Annotated in this window: 13 protein-coding genes; 3 read left to right on the top strand and 10 right to left on the bottom strand. The window is 66.2% G+C overall.

Going from position 1 to position 15,708, the window contains the following annotated elements; translation table 11 throughout:
* Nucleotides 1-2 precede the first annotated feature (2 nt).
* The 8 genes from ACTJJX_RS20150 to ACTJJX_RS20115 form a co-directional block, all read right to left on the bottom strand.
* The gene (locus ACTJJX_RS20150; RefSeq protein WP_003086877.1) at nucleotides 3-1,328 is read right to left on the bottom strand and encodes a sigma-54-dependent transcriptional regulator; all 1,326 of its coding nucleotides are present in this window, start codon (nucleotides 1,326-1,328) and stop codon (nucleotides 3-5) included.
* The gene (locus ACTJJX_RS20145) at nucleotides 1,325-3,226 is read right to left on the bottom strand and encodes a sensor histidine kinase (RefSeq protein ID WP_003115580.1); all 1,902 of its coding nucleotides are present in this window, start codon (nucleotides 3,224-3,226) and stop codon (nucleotides 1,325-1,327) included. The genes ACTJJX_RS20150 and ACTJJX_RS20145 overlap by 4 nt, the downstream gene beginning before the upstream one ends.
* Before the next feature lie 95 nt (nucleotides 3,227-3,321).
* A complete protein-coding gene (locus tag ACTJJX_RS20140; protein WP_003104093.1) occupies nucleotides 3,322-4,410 on the bottom strand; it encodes an asparaginase in 1,089 nt (362 codons plus the stop codon).
* 85 nt (nucleotides 4,411-4,495) lie between these two features.
* Nucleotides 4,496-6,169, bottom strand: coding sequence for a gamma-glutamyltransferase (gene ggt, locus ACTJJX_RS20135; RefSeq protein WP_003086881.1), 1,674 nt, complete (start codon nucleotides 6,167-6,169; stop codon nucleotides 4,496-4,498).
* Nucleotides 6,170-6,246: 77 nt separating this feature from the next.
* The gene (locus tag ACTJJX_RS20130) at nucleotides 6,247-6,981 is read right to left on the bottom strand and encodes an amino acid ABC transporter ATP-binding protein (protein WP_003082761.1); all 735 of its coding nucleotides are present in this window, start codon (nucleotides 6,979-6,981) and stop codon (nucleotides 6,247-6,249) included.
* Nucleotides 6,978-7,646 carry an amino acid ABC transporter permease gene (locus ACTJJX_RS20125; RefSeq protein WP_003082765.1) on the bottom strand — a complete coding sequence of 223 codons (669 nt, stop codon included), beginning with the start codon at nucleotides 7,644-7,646 and terminating at the stop codon, nucleotides 6,978-6,980. Before ACTJJX_RS20125 ends, ACTJJX_RS20130 begins: the two co-directional genes overlap by 4 nt.
* Nucleotides 7,643-8,389: an amino acid ABC transporter permease gene (locus ACTJJX_RS20120; RefSeq protein WP_003082767.1), complete on the bottom strand. Its 747-nt coding sequence runs from the start codon at nucleotides 8,387-8,389 to the stop codon at nucleotides 7,643-7,645. Before ACTJJX_RS20120 ends, ACTJJX_RS20125 begins: the two co-directional genes overlap by 4 nt.
* Before the next feature lie 202 nt (nucleotides 8,390-8,591).
* Nucleotides 8,592-9,500, bottom strand: a complete 909-nt coding sequence (locus ACTJJX_RS20115; protein WP_003082770.1) for a glutamate/aspartate ABC transporter substrate-binding protein — start codon at nucleotides 9,498-9,500, stop codon at nucleotides 8,592-8,594.
* Nucleotides 9,501-9,951: 451 nt separating this feature from the next.
* Here ACTJJX_RS20115 and pagP point away from each other — a divergent pair, with 451 nt between their 5' ends.
* The 3 genes from pagP (at nucleotide 9,952) to ACTJJX_RS20100 (ending at nucleotide 13,073) form a co-directional block, all read left to right on the top strand.
* Complete coding sequence (pagP, locus tag ACTJJX_RS20110; RefSeq protein WP_003082771.1) at nucleotides 9,952-10,410, top strand: palmitoyltransferase PagP; 459 nt, start codon at nucleotides 9,952-9,954, stop codon at nucleotides 10,408-10,410.
* 95 nt (nucleotides 10,411-10,505) lie between these two features.
* Nucleotides 10,506-11,300, top strand: coding sequence for an SDR family NAD(P)-dependent oxidoreductase (locus tag ACTJJX_RS20105; protein WP_003082773.1), 795 nt, complete (start codon nucleotides 10,506-10,508; stop codon nucleotides 11,298-11,300).
* Between the two features lie 183 nt (nucleotides 11,301-11,483).
* Nucleotides 11,484-13,073 (top strand): RimK family alpha-L-glutamate ligase, encoded by a 1,590-nt coding sequence (locus ACTJJX_RS20100; protein WP_016253675.1) that lies wholly within the window; start codon nucleotides 11,484-11,486, stop codon nucleotides 13,071-13,073.
* A gap of 10 nt (nucleotides 13,074-13,083) precedes the next feature.
* Here the strand turns inward: ACTJJX_RS20100 and ACTJJX_RS20095 are convergent, their stop codons facing one another.
* Nucleotides 13,084-14,649, bottom strand: coding sequence for an Orn/Lys/Arg decarboxylase N-terminal domain-containing protein (locus ACTJJX_RS20095; RefSeq protein ID WP_016851810.1), 1,566 nt, complete (start codon nucleotides 14,647-14,649; stop codon nucleotides 13,084-13,086).
* Nucleotides 14,650-14,714: 65 nt separating this feature from the next.
* Nucleotides 14,715-15,407: a helix-turn-helix transcriptional regulator gene (locus tag ACTJJX_RS20090; protein ID WP_003082787.1), complete on the bottom strand. Its 693-nt coding sequence runs from the start codon at nucleotides 15,405-15,407 to the stop codon at nucleotides 14,715-14,717.
* Between the last annotated feature and the right edge of the window lie 301 nt (nucleotides 15,408-15,708).

Genomic DNA, 15,708 nt, shown 5'->3' with positions numbered 1-15,708 from the left:
GCCTATTGCAGGCCGTACTTCTTCACCTTGTCGAACAGCGTGGTCTTGGCCATGCCCAGGTCCTGGCTGGCCTGGGTCAGGTTGCCGTGGTGGCGAGCCAGGGCGTCGCCGAGCAGGGCCTTCTCGAATGCCTCCACCGCTTCGGCGAAGCGCGGGCCGCCGGTCTGTACGGCCTGGCCGCCCTTGTTGAACACCGGCAGGCCGAGGGCGAAGCGTTCGGCGACGTTGCGCAGTTCGCGTACGTTGCCCGGCCAGTCGTGGGCCATCAGGCTGGCCACGGTGGCACGGTCGAGTTCCGGCGCGGGGCGGTCGAAGCGCAGCGAGGACTGCTGGAGGAAGTGTTCGAAGAGCAGCAGGATGTCCTCGCGGCGGTCGCGCAGCGCCGGCAGTTCCAGGCTCACCACGTTGAGCCGGTAGTAGAGGTCGCTGCGGAACTGGCCGCTCTTGCCCATGGCGGCGAGGTCTGCCTTGGTCGCCGCGATCACCCGGCAGTCCACCGGGATCGACTGGTTCGAGCCGAGGCGTTCCAGGGTGTGTTCCTGCAACACCCGCAGCAGCTTGATCTGCAGGTTGACCGGCATGCTCTCGATCTCGTCGAGGAACAGCGTGCCGCCGTTGGCATGCTCGATCTTGCCGATCCGCCGCTTGTTGGCACCGGTGAAGGCGTGCGCCTCGTGGCCGAATATCTCGCTGTCGAACAGGTTCTCCGGCAGGCCGCCGCAGTTCAGCGCGACGAAGGCATGCTGGTGGCGCCGGCTATAGTCGTGGAGGCAACGCGCCACCAGCTCCTTGCCGGTGCCGGTCTCGCCGAGGATCAGCACGTTGGCCGAGGTGTCGCCGACGTTGGCGATCAGCTCGCGCAACGCCTGGATCGCCGGCGAGCGGCCGATGATCCGTTGCGCCAGGTCCTGGCGGCCGGCCAACTGGCGACGCAGCGCGCTGACCTCGCGGGCCAGCCCGCGCTGCTCCAGGGCGCGGCGGGCGACCTCGACCAGGCGTTCCGGAGAGAAGGGCTTCTCCATGAAGTCGTAGGCGCCGGCGTGCATCGCCTGTACCGCCATGGAGATGTCGCCGTGACCGGTGATCAGCACCACCGGCAGGCTCGGGTCGAGGGCCTTGAGACGCTCCAGCAGGGTCAGGCCGTCGATGCCGGGCAGGCGGATGTCGCTGACGACGATGCCGGCGAAGTCGCGGTCGACCCGTTGCAGCGCCTCCTCGGCGCTGCCGACGCCGATGCAGGGGATGTCCTCCAGCTCCAGCGCCTGCTGGCAGCCGAGCAAGACATGCGGATCGTCTTCGACGATCAGGACGGAAAGCGGCTCGTTCATCGGGCGGGACTCGCAGTCGGGGAATCGGGAACCAGGGACAGGCTCAGCTCGAAGGCGGTTCCGCCGCTTTCGGGGTGCTGCACGCTGAGGCTGCCGCCGGCGGCGGTGGCCAGGCTGGCCGAGAGGGTCAGGCCGAGGCCCAGGCCATGTTCGCCGGGCTTGGTGGTGAAGAAGGGTTCGAACAGGTGGACGCGCGCCGCCGGCGGGATACCGGGGCCGTTGTCGCGCACGCGCAGGACGTAGCGCTCCTCCTCGCGCCGGCCTTCCAGCCAGAGCTGGCGGTCGGCCTGCCCGCTCATGGCGTCGAGGGCGTTGGCCAGCAGGTTGACCAGGATCTGTTCCAGGCGGGTCTGGTCGATGCCCAGGCGCACGTCGTCGAAATGCCGGTGCAGGGTCGGCGGGTCCTGCTCCAGGCGCCCGTGCAGGATCAGCAGCGCCGCGTCCACCGCCTTGGCCAGGCTGGCCTGGCCGGCGTCGTCGCTGCGCCGGGCGAAGGCACGCAGGCTGGCGGTGATGCGGCCCATGCGGTCGACCAGTTCGTTGATGGTGGCGAGGTTGGTGCTGGCGGTCTCCAGCTTGCCGCGCTGGAGGAAGCGCACGGTGTTGCCGGACAGCGTACGCAGCGCCGCCAGCGGTTGGTTGAGTTCGTGGGCGATGCTGGTGGACATCTGCCCGATCACCGCCAGCTTGCCGGCCTGGACCAGTTCGTCCTGGGCCTTGCGCAGGGTGTCCTCGGCCTGCTGGCGCTCGTGGATCTCGGCGGTCAGGCGTGCGTTGCTGGCCTGCAGGTCGGCGGTACGTTCGGCGATCTTCACTTCCAGCTCGCCGTTGGCCCGTTGCAGCGCCTCGCGCGCGGCGAGGCGGGTGGCGAGTACCTTGCGCCGCTCGTTCCAGGCGATCAGCAGGAATGCCAGGAGGGCGAAACCGATGGCGGCCAGCATGCCGTTGCGCACCGCGTCGCGGCGCAGGTCTTCCAGCGGGCTGAGCAGGGTCAGGTTCCACGGTGTGTCGTTCAGCGCGCGGGTCTGCGCCAGGTAGGTGACCGCTTCGCCGCGCGGATGCTGCTCATCGGCGGGGAAGCTGAGCTTCTCCACACCGGCGGCCAGCGGCTCGCGCTGCAGCGGTTGCCACTCGTTCAGCGCCCACCAGTAGTACTGCATGCTGCGCGCCAGGCGCTCCTTGTCGTCGGCGCTCAGGGAGCGCACCGCCTTCAGGCGCAGGGCGGGGTTGCTGGAGAGGATGATGATGCCGTTCTCGTCGCTGACGAAGGCTTCCAGGCGCGCCTTCTCCCAGCGTTCCTCGAGGGCGTCCATCTTCACCTTGACCACCGCCACGCCGATGATCCGGCCGCCGTGGACCAGGCCGTGGGCCAGGTAGTAGCCCGGCTCGCCGCGGGTGCTGCCGATGCCGTAGAAGCGGCCCGGCTTGCCCTTCATCGCGTCCTGCCAGTAGGCGCGGAACGACAGGTCCTCGCCGAGGTAGCTGTCCGGGTCGCTCCAGTTGCTGGTGGCCAGGACCCGGCCGTTGGTGTCCAGCAGGTACACCGCGCGGCTGCCGGCGCGGCGGTTGAGGCCTTCGAGGTAGGCGTTGACCTGGTTGCGCCGGTATGGCGTCGGGTCGGTGAGCAGGTGACTGACGCTGCGCTCCAGCTCCAGCAGGCTGGGCAGGTAGGTGTACTTGCTGATCTCGCTCTCGACCGTCCGTGCATGCAGCTCCAGCTGGCGTTCGCCATTCTCGGCGAGGGCACGGATGCCGGCGCTCTCGCTGATCCGGTAGCCGCCGTAGCCGAAGCCGAGCATCAGCAGGAGCAGGGGAATGGGGAGCAGCAACTGGCGGACGAGGCGGGGCTTCACGGTCAGTGACGGAGGTACGCTGCAGGGCGGGTCGGGGGATTCCATCACAGTCGTCGCGGCTAGGCCAGCCCGCCGCCACGATGGGCGGCGGAGCGGGCGGTTTTCCGGCACGGCCGGCAGGCGGCGCCGGAAGGGTTCACTCAGTATTCCCAGAAGATCCGTTGCAGCTCCTTGCTGTCCTGGGTCTTGGTCATCGCGACCGCGGCCAGGATGCGCGCCTTCTGCGGGTTCAGGTCGTGGGCGACGATCCAGTCGTTCTTGTCGTCCGGCTGCTCGGCGTTGCGCAGGACGAAGCCGCCGGCATTGACGTGCGAGGAGCGGATGATCTGCACGCCCTGCTTGCGCAGTTCCTGCAGGGTCGGCACCACGCGCGCGGGCACCGAGCCGTTGCCGGTGCCGGCATGGATGATCGCCTTGGCGCCCGCCTGGGCCAGGGCCTTGTAGGCGGTGTCGCTGACGTTGCCGTAGCTGTAGGCGATTTCCACCGGAGCCAGCGCGGAGATCTGCTTGATGTCGAACTCGGAGTTCACCGTGTGCCGCTTCACCGGTGCGCGGAACCAGTAGCTCTTGCCCTCGACCACCATGCCCAGCGGGCCCCACGGGCTCTTGAACGCTTCGGTCTTGATGTTGACCATCTTGCTCGCGTCGCGGCCGGAGAGGATCTCGTCGTTCATGGTGATCAGCACGCCCTTGCCGCGTGCCGACTTGTCGCCGGCCACCGCCACGGCGTTGTACAGGTTGAGCATGCCGTCGGCGGACATCGCGGTGCCCGGGCGCATCGAGCCGACCACCACGATAGGCTTCTCGGTGTGCTCGACCAGGGTCAGGAAGTAGGCGGTCTCTTCCAGGGTGTCGGTACCGTGGGTGATCACGATGCCGTCGACGTCGTCGCTATCGGCCAGCTTGGCGACGGTCTTGCCCAGTTCCAGCAGGTTCTCGTTGGTGAAGCTTTCCGAGGCGATCTGGAACACCTGTTCGCCGCGGACGTTGGCGATGTCCTTGAGCTGCGGCACGCTGGCCAGCAACTGGTCGACCGGCACCTTGGCGGCGGTGTAGGTGGCGCTGTTGGCGGCGCTGGCGCCGGCGCCGGCGATGGTGCCGCCGGTGGCCAGGATGACCACGTTGGACAGTTTCTGTTGCGGTGCGACTTCCTTGGCCTGGGCGGCCTGCGGCAGCAGGAGCATCAGGGCCATAACACCGGGGGCGAACGCGTGGAGCAATGGCTTCATGGCGATATCTCGTGTCGGTAGGTTGGTAGGGTTATCGTCGTTGCACGCAATCAGGCGCGGGCGGCGTCGGCCGCCCGCCGTCCTGTCAGGGTTTCACCACCAGGCCGACGCCGCGGCCACGGGGATCGGAGGCGGTCTCCAGGGCCTTGCCGTCGACGCGGATGGCCTGGATATCGCCCATGTTCCAGCCCTGGTCCTCCAGGGTGTAGCCCATCGCCTTCAGCTCCTCGGCGACCTTGCCGGCGAGCGGCGCGTAGGCGTCGTAGTAGATCGTGTCCTTGGGCAGCAACTGGTGGTGCACGCGCTGCGCGGCCACGGCCTTCTCCAGCGGCAGGTGGAAGTCGTAGATGTTGTTCAGCACCTGGAAGATCGAGGTGAAGATCCGCGAGCCGCCGGGAGTGCCGACCACCAGGCTGACCTTGCCGTCGCGGGTGACGATGCTCGGGCTCATCGAGGAGAGCATGCGCTTGCCCGGCTCGATGGCGTTGGCGTCGCTGCCGACCACGCCGAAGGCGTTGGCCACGCCCGGTTTGGCGCTGAAGTCGTCCATCTCGTCGTTGAGCAGGAAGCCGGCGCCCTTGACCACCACGCCGCTGCCGAAGTCCCAGTTGAGGGTGTAGGTGTTGCTCACCGCGTTGCCGTCGGCGTCGACGATGGAGAAGTGCGTTGTCTGGTGCGGCTCCAGGCCGGGACGGACCTTCTCGGTCGGCGAGATCGCCGTCGGATTGACCTCGGCGGCACGCTGCTTCAGGTATGCCGGATCGGTCAGGCGCGCCACCGGGACCTTGGAGAAGTCCGGGTCGCCGAGGTAGTCGGCGCGGTCGGCGAACACGCGTTTCTCGATCTCCGCCAGCAGGTGGATGTAGCGCGCGGAGTTCAGCTCGACGCCCTTGAAGTCGGCGGCACGGTTTTCCTTGATGCCCAGCAACTGGGCCAGGGCGATCCCGCCGGAGCTTGGCAGCGGCGCGGTATAGAGCGTGTTGCCCTGCCAGTCGACGCGCATCGGTTCGCGCCACCTGACCTTGTAGTCGGCGAGGTCCTGGTGGGTGATCAGTCCCTTGTCCTGCTGCATCTGTGCCACCAGCAGGTCGGCGGTATGGCCTTTGTAGAACTCGTCCGGGCCCTTGTCGGCGATACGCTCCAGGGTCTTCGCCAGGTCCGGCTGGAGGAACGCCTCGCCGGCCTTCATGTGGCCGAAGTAGTCGCCGAAGTTGGTCTTGCCGTTGAACAGGGCGACGGCGTCCTGGCGGTACTGGAACTGCTTGTCGGCGACCTTGAAGCCCTTTTGCGCGTAGCCGATGGCCGGGGTCAGCAGCTCGCTCCAGGGCAGCTTGCCGAACCGCTTGTGGGCTTCCCAGAGGCCCATCACGGTGCCCGGCACGCCGGCGGCCTTGGCGCCGACCAGGCTGAGGTTCTCGATCACCTCGCCCTTGTCGTCCAGGTACATGGTCTTGCTCGCGGCCTTCGGCGCCACCTCGCGGTAGTCGAGGAAGTACGGCTTGCCGTCCATGTACAGGGTCATGAAGCCGCCGCCGCCGATGTTGCCGGCCTCGGGGTAGGTGACCGCCAGGGTGAAGGCGGTGGCCACCGCGGCGTCCACCGCGTTGCCGCCGGCCTTGAGGATCTGCGCGGCGACCTTGGCGCCGTACTCGTCGGGCGCGGCGACGGCGCCGCCGTCGAGCGTGGCGGCGAAGGCCGAGGAGGATGCGGCGGCAATGGCGACGCCGAGGGACAGGGTTCTGAAGAGCACAGGTTGCATGGGCTTTCCCTATTTATTGTTATCGCAGGCGAGGGTGGAGCAGGCCCCCGCCGGGCGGGCCGGCGAGGGCGGGTACATCAGTGCGGGAGGATCTTGGCGAGGAACTGCTGGGCGCGTTCGGAGCGGGCGCTGACGTCGCCGAAGAACTCCTCCTTCTCGCAGTCTTCCACGATCTGCCCGCGGTCCATGAAGATCACCCGGTTGGCGACCTTGCGCGCGAAGCCCATCTCGTGGGTCACGCACATCATGGTCATGCCTTCGTGGGCCAGCTGGACCATCACGTCGAGCACTTCGTTGACCATTTCCGGGTCGAGCGCCGAGGTCGGCTCGTCGAACAGCATCACCACCGGGTCCATCGCCAGCGCGCGGGCGATCGCCACGCGCTGCTGCTGGCCGCCGGAGAGCTGGCCGGGGTGCTTGTGCGCGTGCTCCTTGAGACCGACGCGCTCGAGCAGGGCCAGGCCCTTCTTGGTGGCTTCTTCCTTGCTGCGGCCGAGTACCTTGATCTGCGCGATGGTCAGGTTCTCGGTGATGCTCAGGTGGGGAAACAGCTCGAAATGCTGGAACACCATGCCGACCCGCGAGCGCAGCTTGGGCAGGTTGGTCTTCGGATCGGCGATGGAGGTGCCGTCGACGACGATGTCGCCCTTCTGGAAGGGTTCCAGTGCGTTGACGCACTTGATCAGGGTCGACTTGCCCGAGCCCGACGGCCCGCAGACCACCACCACTTCGCCTTTCGCAACCTCGGTGGAGCAGTCGGTCAGGACCTGGAAGTCGCCATACCACTTGCTGACATTCTTGATGGAAATCATACGGTTAACCTTTTCTGCAGACGTTTGACGGCGAACGAGGCGGTGAAGCTTACGACGAAGTAGACCAGGCCGGCGAAAATCAGGAACTCGTTGGCCTGGCCGATGATGTCGCCGCGCGAACGGGCCGAATTGAGGAAGTCCATCAGGCCGACGGTATAGACCAGCGAGGTGTCCTGGAACAGGATGATGCTCTGTTGCAGCAGCAGCGGGGTCATCTTGCGGAACGCCTGCGGCAGGATCACCAGGCGCATGGTCTGCCCGTAGGTCATGCCCAGTGCCTGGGCGGCGCCCATCTGGCCTTTCGGGATGGCCTGGATGCCGGCGCGGACGATCTCGCAGTAGTAGGCCGCCTCGAACATCATGAAGGCCACCAGGCAGGAGGTGAACGCCCCCACCGGGGTGTCCTCGCCGGTGATCCAGCGCAGGATGAAGGGCACCGCGAAGTAGAACCAGGTGATCACCAGCAGCAGCGGGATCGAGCGGAAGTAGTTGACGTAGAAGCCGGCGATGTTCGACAGCAACTTGCTGTGCGACAGCCGCATCAGCGCCAGCACGGTACCCAGCGCGACGCCGCCGAGGACGCCGAGGACCATCAGCTTGAGGGTCATCAGCATGCCTTCCCAGAGGCTCGGCAGGGCGGGAACGATTCCACTGAAGTCCATCATTTACCTCCTACGGAGATCAGGCCCGGTACGGCGACCTTTCTCTCCACCAGGCGCATGATCAGCATCAGGCTCATGTTCAGCGTGAAGTAGATCAGCGTGGCCAGGGTGAAGGCCTCGAACAGGTTGGCGGAGAACTCGGCGGTCTGCTTGGTCTGCGCCAGCAGCTCCATCAGGCCGATCAGCGACGCCACCGAGGAGTTCTTGAAGATGTTGAGGAACTCCGAGGTCAGCGGCGGGATGATGATCCGGAAGGCCTGCGGCAGCAGCACGTGGCGGTAGATCTGCGGCAGGCGGAAGCCCATCGCGCGGGCCGCCGAGGTCTGCCCGTAGGGCAGCGCCTGGATGCCGGTGCGCACCTGCTCGCAGACCCGCGCGGCGGTGAACAGGCCGAGGCAGACGACCACGCTGAGGTAGGCCGAGGTGGTCGGGTTGAGGTCCTGCTTGAACCAGGTCTGCAGGCCCTCGGGCAGCAGGTCGGGTACCAGGAAGTACCAGATGAACAGCTGCACCAGCAGCGGCACGTTGCGGAAGATTTCCACGTAGGCGGTGGCGATCCCCGATACCAGGCGGTTCGGCACGGTGCGCATGACGCCGAGCAGCGAGCCCAGCGCCAGGGCGATGATCCAGCCGACCAGGGCGATGGCGATGGTCCAGCCCAGACCGGCGATGTACCAGTCGAGGTAGGTTTCGCTGCCGATCCCGGTGGACTTGAAGAACACGCCCCAGTCCCAGTTGTAATTCATGTTGGGGTTTCCCCTCGGTTCAATCGGTTGCAGACACTGGCGGGGAAGGCAGGCGCCGGCGCGGCCGTGCGGGCCGGCGGCGCTGCTCTTCCGGGGGAGACGGCTGGGGAGGGGCAGGCCCCTCCCGCGTCCCCGAGGCCCCGCTGCGAGGCGGGGGCGACGCGCGAAGCGCTGGCGCTCCGGGAGGAACGCCAGGCGCTCGTTACATCTGCTCGGCGGCCTTGTCGGTCGGGCTGGCGATCAGCTTCTTCAGCTCTTCGCTCATGGGGAAGTTGAGGTTCAGGCCCTTCGGCGGGATCGGCTGGGTGAACCACTTGTCGTAGATCTTGTTGACCTCGCCGGAGGCGTAGGTATCGGTGATGGCCTTGTCGACCACTTTCTTGAACGCCGCGTCGCCCTTGCGCACCATGCAGCCGTAGATCTCGAAGGACTGCGGGGTGCCGCCGACGACCCAGTCGTCCGGCTTCTTGGCCTTGGCCATTTCGCCGTAGAGCAGCGCGTCGTCCATCATGAAGGCCACCGCGCGGCCGGATTCGAGCATCATGAAGGACTCGCCGTGGTCCTTGGCGGAGATGATGTTCATGCCCATCTTCTTGTCCGCGTTCATGGCCTTGAGCAGGCGCTCGGAGGTGGTGCCGGCGGTGGTCACCACGTTCTTGCCCTTGAGGTCGTCGAAGTCCTTGATGTTGGCGGTCTTCTTCGACAGCAGGCGGGTGCCGACCTCGAAGATGCCGACGGAGAAGTCGACCTGCTTCTGGCGCTCTTCGTTGTTGGTGGTGGAGCCGCACTCGATGTCCACGGTGCCGTTCTGCACCAGCGGGATGCGGGTCTGCGAGGTGACCAGGTTATAGCGGACCTTCAGCTCGGGGAGGTTGAGTTCCTTCTTCACCGCCTCGACCACTTTCAGTTGCAGGTCGTGGGAGTAGCCGATCGGCTTGCCCGGCTCGGTGCCGAGGTAGGAGAAGGGAATCGAAGCGTCACGGTGACCGAGGGTGATGGTGCCGGTTTCCTTGATCTTCTTCAGCGTGCCGGTGAGCTCGTCAGCGACGACCGGAGCGGACAACAGAGCGGCCACGATGGCGGTGCTCAGCAGACTGGGAGCGATACGCATGAATTTCTTCCTCGACTTGTTTTGATTTTTATTGAGCCGCGAGCGCCTGGCCTCTCCGGGACAGGGTGTTTCGCGGTTTTCCCCGGCGGGGGAAGCCACGAGAGTATCGTGCTTGCCGAACAGTGTAGTGGCAGGATGCATGCCAGCTTATGAAATCCGGTTTTTTTTAGCCTAACCGTTTGAAAGTAAAAGAAATTAAATTTGGATGAAAATGCCCCGAAATGGCCTTTCGTCCGCTCTTCCGAATATTTTCGGGGCATGGCGTTCGGTTTTCCGAACGTTTCGCCGAGGTCCGTTCTTGAGCCATTCCGGGGTTTTCTGACGGTTCGTTCAGAAATTGTTCAGGCTTCGTTCAGGCCCGATTCAGGCCGGGTTCAGCAGAATTCACGCTGCGAGGCGCAAGCCGTCACGTCTTGCCTTCCTTCCCTGGCGACGGCCGCCTGGAGTCCACATGCGCTATCTCATCCTCAGCCTGCTGGCCGTGCTCGCCGCACCTGCCTGGGCTGCCGACGACGGCGACTTCTGGTACCTGCAGACCAGCGTCTACACCCGGCATTTCAACCCGGACCCTGAACACAACAATCACCAGGACCTGCTCGGCCTCGAATACAACCGCGCCGATGGCGTGCTGGCCGGCGGTGCGACCTTCCGCAACTCGTTCAGCCAGCGCTCCAACTACGCCTACCTGGGCAAGCGTTTCGACAGTGACAGCTACCCGGTCTACCTGAAGCTCACCGGCGGCCTGTTGCAGGGCTATCGCGGCGAATACCGCGACAAGATCCCGCTGAACCGCTTCGGCGTCGCGCCGGCGATCATCCCCTCGGTGGGCGTTCGCTTCGGCCCGCTGGGCAGCGAGCTGGTGCTGCTCGGCAATTCGGCGGCGATGATCAACCTCGGCCTGCGTCTCTGAGGCCAGGAACGAGCACGGAACGCTGGCTGGTCTAGGCTGTCGTCTGTTCCCCGAGCCGCGTTCCTGAGCGGTTCGTCACTCGACAGGAGACTCCCATGCAGATCGATCTGAGCGACAAACTGGCAATCGTCAGCGGTTCCACCGCCGGCATCGGCTTCGCCATCGCCAGCGGCCTCGCCGCCGCCGGCGCCACCGTGGTGGTCAACGGACGCAGCCAGGCGGCGGTGGACCGTGCGATCGCGGCGATCCGGAACGGCCAGCCGGATGCCAGGGTGCGCGGCGTCGCCGGCGACCTGGGCACGGCGGAAGGCTGCGCGGCTTTCGTTGCGGCCGAGCCGAAGGCGGACATCCTGGTCAACAACCTGGGCATCTTCGAGCTGAAGGACTTCTTCGACATCGAGGACGCCGAGTGGAGCCGCTTCTTCGAGGTCAACGTGATGTCCGGGGTGCGCCTGGCCCGCGCCTACGTCCCGGGAATGGTCGAGCGCGGTTGGGGGCGAGTGGTGTTCCTGTCTTCGGAATCGGCGTTGAACATCCCGGCGGACATGATCCACTACGGCTTCAGCAAGACCGCCAACCTCTCGGTGTCGCGCGGCCTGGCCAAGCGCCTGGCCGGCACCGGGGTGACGGTGAATGCGGTGCTGCCCGGACCGACCCTCACCGAAGGCGTCGCCGAGATGCTCCGCGAGGATGCGCAGAAGGCCGGGCAGAGCATAGAAGAGGCCGGCACCGCCTTTGTCCGGCAGCACCGTTCCAGTTCGATCATCCAGCGCCTGGCGACGCCCGAGGAAGTCGCCAACCTGGTGGTCTACACCTGCTCGACCCAGGCCTCGGCGACCACCGGCGCGGCCCTGCGGGTCGACGGCGGGGTGCTCGACAGCCTGGCCTGACGAGCGCGCAACGCCAGCGTAAAAATGCTCCTCGGCACTCGCGGCGCGGTGCCCGGCGGCCCTGGCCGGTTGCCGCGCCGGCGTCTGGCGGCGGCGCTCGTAAAGCTTGCGTAACGAGGCGCGACAGGAGGCGCCGGCAGGTCTAGAACGGCAGGTACCGTCATTCAGAGGATACCGCCACTCATGTCAGCAGCCTCGTTAGCCACCCTCGACGGGTCGCTCCGCATGACCCCCGTCGAGCAACCCCGACCGCCGGCTCTCGCCGACCTCGGCAGCCGCCTGATGATCGTCGTCGAGCGACGCGAGGACTGGGCCTCCTACCTGCCCAGCGAGGAAGTACTCACCGCCCAGGAATACCTCGAGCAATCGGCGCGCGACCACGGCGGCCGCCGCGTGCAGGTGATCAACCTGTGCCGCGGCTACAAGTACCTCGGCCTCGGCTACTACTGTTCGCTGCTGGCCGAGGCCCGTGGCCACCGGGTGATCCCGTCGCTGCGCTGCATCAGCGAACTGGCTCGCAAGTCGGTGTACGGGCTGGCCCTGGGTGGCCTCGACAAGGCCCTGGACAAGGCGCTGTGCCGTACGCCCTATGGCGCCACCGACGGCTTCACCCTGACCCTGTATTTCGGCCATACCGAGTTCGAGCCGCTGGCCGACCTCGCCCGCCAGTTGTTCGAAGCCTTTCCCTGTCCGATCCTGCTGGTGGAGTTCCGTCGCCAGCAGGGCTGGCATATCGAGGGCGTGCGCCCTGGCGTGCTGAACCGCCTGCGCAGCGACCAGGAGGACGTTTTCGCCGATGCTCTCGACGGTTTCAGCCGGCGCGCCTGGCGCATGCCGCGTTCGCGGCGGGTGGCGCGCTACGACATGGCGATCCTCCACGATCCCGACGAAGCGCTGCCGCCGTCCAACCCGCAGGCGCTGGCCAACTTCGTACGGGTCGGCGCCAGCCTCGGCATCGACGTCGAACTGATCGGACGCAAGGACTACGCGCGCCTGGCCGAGTTCGACGCCCTGCTGATCCGCGAGACCACCCGGGTCGACCACCATACCTATCGCTTCGCCGAGAAGGCCGAGCGCGAAGGCCTGGTGGTGATGGACGACCCGGCATCGATCCTGCGCTGCACCAACAAGGTCTACCTGGCCGACCTGCTTGGTTGCCGGCAACTGGGCATGCCGCTCACCGAGATCCTCTACAAGGAACGCCCGCAGGACTGGCAGCGGGTGGCCCGGCGCCTGGGCTTCCCGCTGGTGCTGAAGATTCCCGATGGCTGCTTCTCCCGTGGCGTGGTCAAGGTCAACGACGACAGCGAACTGCTGGCGGCGGCGAGCGAGCTGTTCGAGCGCTCGGTCCTGTTGCTGGCCCAGGAGTTCTTCTACACCGAGTACGACTGGCGCATCGGCGTGCTCGACCGCCAACCGCTGTACGCCTGCCAGTACTTCATGTCGCGCGGCCACTGGCAGATCTACAACCACAAGGCCGACGGCCAAGACGTCAACGGCGAGTGCCGCGCCGTGCCGCTGGAGCAGGTGCCGCCGGCGGTGCTGGAGCTGGCCCTGGAGGCCGCCGGGCGGATCGGCGACGGCCTCTACGGGGTGGACCTGAAGCAGGCCGGCGACAAGGTGCTGGTCATCGAGGTCAACGACAACCCGAATATCGATGCCGGCGTCGAGGACGGCCAGCTCGGCGACGAACTCTACCGGCGCATCCTCCAGGCCTTCGTCCAGCGCCTGGAACTCAAGCACCGTGGCCAGTTGAGCAAGGCGCTGCGCTGAACGGCGCGCCTCAGTCCGGCCGGCGCGTGGCCAGGCGCAGGCCGGAGCCGCGGGCGAGGGCGGCCGGCCTGACGCAACGGACCCGGTAGCGGCCGCGCTCATCGATCTCGATGCCCTGCAACTCGGGAGCGAAACCGGGAAAGTGCTCGCCGAAGGCCTGCAAGGCCAGCAGGTAGTCGATCAGCGCCGGCGATTCCTCGGCCACCCGTTCGCCGGGCAACAGCAGCGGCGTGGCCGCCGGATGGACGCCGACCAGGCTGGCGACCACACGGCCGCCGAGCCTGTCGATCGCCACCGCTTCGGTTTCGTCCCTGACCAGGTGCCCATAGACCGTGGCCGGCGCCAGCGCGGCGTGGCCGGCAGCCCTGGCGGCGGCGTCGGCGAGGGCGGTCAGGTGCAGCCGCAGGCTGGCTTCGTGGATCATCGCGCAGAGTTCGCGCAGGCCGATGTAGCGGTACAGCGGCGAGCTGTCGAGCAACTCCGGCAACACCTGCTTCAGCGGCGCATCGTCGTCGTGCCGGCGTTTGAATTCGCACAGCCTGTCCACCAGCGGCTGCGCGTGTTCCGCCCTGGCGCCCTGGGGAAACAGCAGCAGGAAGCGATAGTCGCCGGTGCGCAACGGGGCGATGCCGTGCCGGCGCAGGTAGCGGCAGACCACCGCGGCGGGTACTCCGAAGCTGGCCGGGCGACCGCGCGAATCGAGGCCGGGGGCGCTCAGGGCGACGCGCAGCGGGTCCAGCCGAGGACTGCTGTCGAGTGTCTCGGCGAGCCCGTGCCAGCGCTTCGCCGGCGTCTCCCGGCCGGCCTCGATGCCAGGCCCCGGGTTGCCCCGCAGTATCTCGAAGAACCACGTATCGCCATCCTCCCTGGCGAGCCGTGCGGCGGCTTCCCAGAGCGCCCGGCGAAAGGCCTCGGCGATGTCGCCGGCGTGCGCCGCCGGGGCTCCTGCGGACGTCTTGCGGTAGGCCGTGGAGAGGTCGTTCAGCGGCGTCGCCAGGTGCTCCGCGGTGTTCTCCGAGCCGATCCGCCACTGCTTGGCCGGCGCCAGATCGAGGCGTGCGCGGCCGTTGTAGCGGGCGCTCACCGGCGTGCGCGGGACCGGCGGGGCATAGTCGCGCAGCCGCCTGGGGCCCGCCGGGGCGCGCCATTCGCGCAGGTCGCTGTCGATGCGCTCGGCGATGAAGCGTGCGGGGCCGGCGGCCAGGTTGAAGCATCCCTGGACCTCGTCCAGTAGCTGGCTGGACAACTGCTCGATGCGCAGTTGACGAAACAACAGGAACAGCGGGATGGACGGCGCGACCTGGCGGAGTTCATCGAGGGCCGACAATTGTGCGGCCTCGTTCTCGCCTGTCGGCTCCGCGACGAGCAGGAGGATGCCGGCGGGGTGCGCGGCGTTGCCGAGAAAATCCAGGGCGACCTTGCGGCTTGGCGCCTGGAAGAGCCGATAGCCGCGTATTTCCAGTTGTCGACAAAGCTCGGAAAGACGATTCGCATCATTGGCCGCGTTTATGTTGGAAGTGACGAGTATTGAATGACGCGAAGGATTGTTTCGAGACATGCTGTTGTCCTTGTCCATTCGAACCGCTCGGTTTTGCCGGCAAAAGCGTCGCCCGGCACGCCGAAGGCTCTCGCGAGGCGCGACTAGTGATTGATGATGTACTTGGCGCTGGCGAAGGTCGGCGGGATATAGAAGTTCCACTTCTTTTGCCGGGCGAGTGCCTTGAAGGCGCCGATGCAACTGCAACCGACCTTCTGGAAGATGTTGCTCTTGTGGAACTTGACGGTACTCAAGGAGCGGCTGATCTGTTCGGCTATTTCTTTTTCCGAGAGGCCGGAAAGCAGCAGGTAGATCACGTCCCATTCGCGCGAGGTGAACAACTCCGAGGGGGGCGTGAAGGTGAAGGTACCGATGCCGTCGGTGGCGATGAAGCCGCGCGGGGCGACCGAGGTCAGGGTCTTGGCATGGGCGATCACCCCGGTGCGGTTGCCGCGCCGGTCATACAGCGGCATGCGTTCGAAATACAGGCAGCAGGGTGCCGGATGATCGTCCGGCCTGAGCAGCGCCAGGGCTTCGATGCGCTTGCCGGTCTGGATGACCAGCTTGTCGTGCTCTTCGATGCTGGCACTGAAGGGGGATAGCAGGGAGTTCTTCTGGCCGAACCGCGGGGTGATCAGTTCGGTATAGCGACGATTGACATAGACGAAGTTGAGACAGTTGTCTTTCACACTCCAGGCCTCTTCGCTCTGCTCCCAGGAAATGATCAGTTCGATGGGAATGTGCACCGACATGTGGTGAGTCATGTCCAGCAGCTTTTCGATATCCAATAGCGTCATTGGCTACTCCACTCATTTACATGTGGGCGGGTCTTTGAATGGAAGAAAGATGGCGAGGCGAGTGCGTGCCGGGATGTTCGTTGGGTCCTGCGGAAGTTTCTCTGGCAAGTGCTATCTTCTTTTCGGTGGCGTTCGACTCCTGCGTCTGCGAAGTGTTACCGGAGCAACTACGCCGGGGCGCAATTCGATTTCAGGTTATATCCGCGACCTCATGCTCAGGCTGTACTTTTGATCGAGTTTTTTTGCGCTGTTCTAATAGGGGGCGGGCGCGTTGTTCGAAAAGTCGATTGACAGTTGACGG

The sequence above is a fragment of the Pseudomonas sp. 22490 genome (assembly GCF_052044465.1).
Lineage (GTDB): Bacteria > Pseudomonadota > Gammaproteobacteria > Pseudomonadales > Pseudomonadaceae > Pseudomonas > Pseudomonas aeruginosa.
Note: the sequence above shows the minus strand (reverse complement) of the source record. Positions and strands in the feature narration are given on the sequence as shown.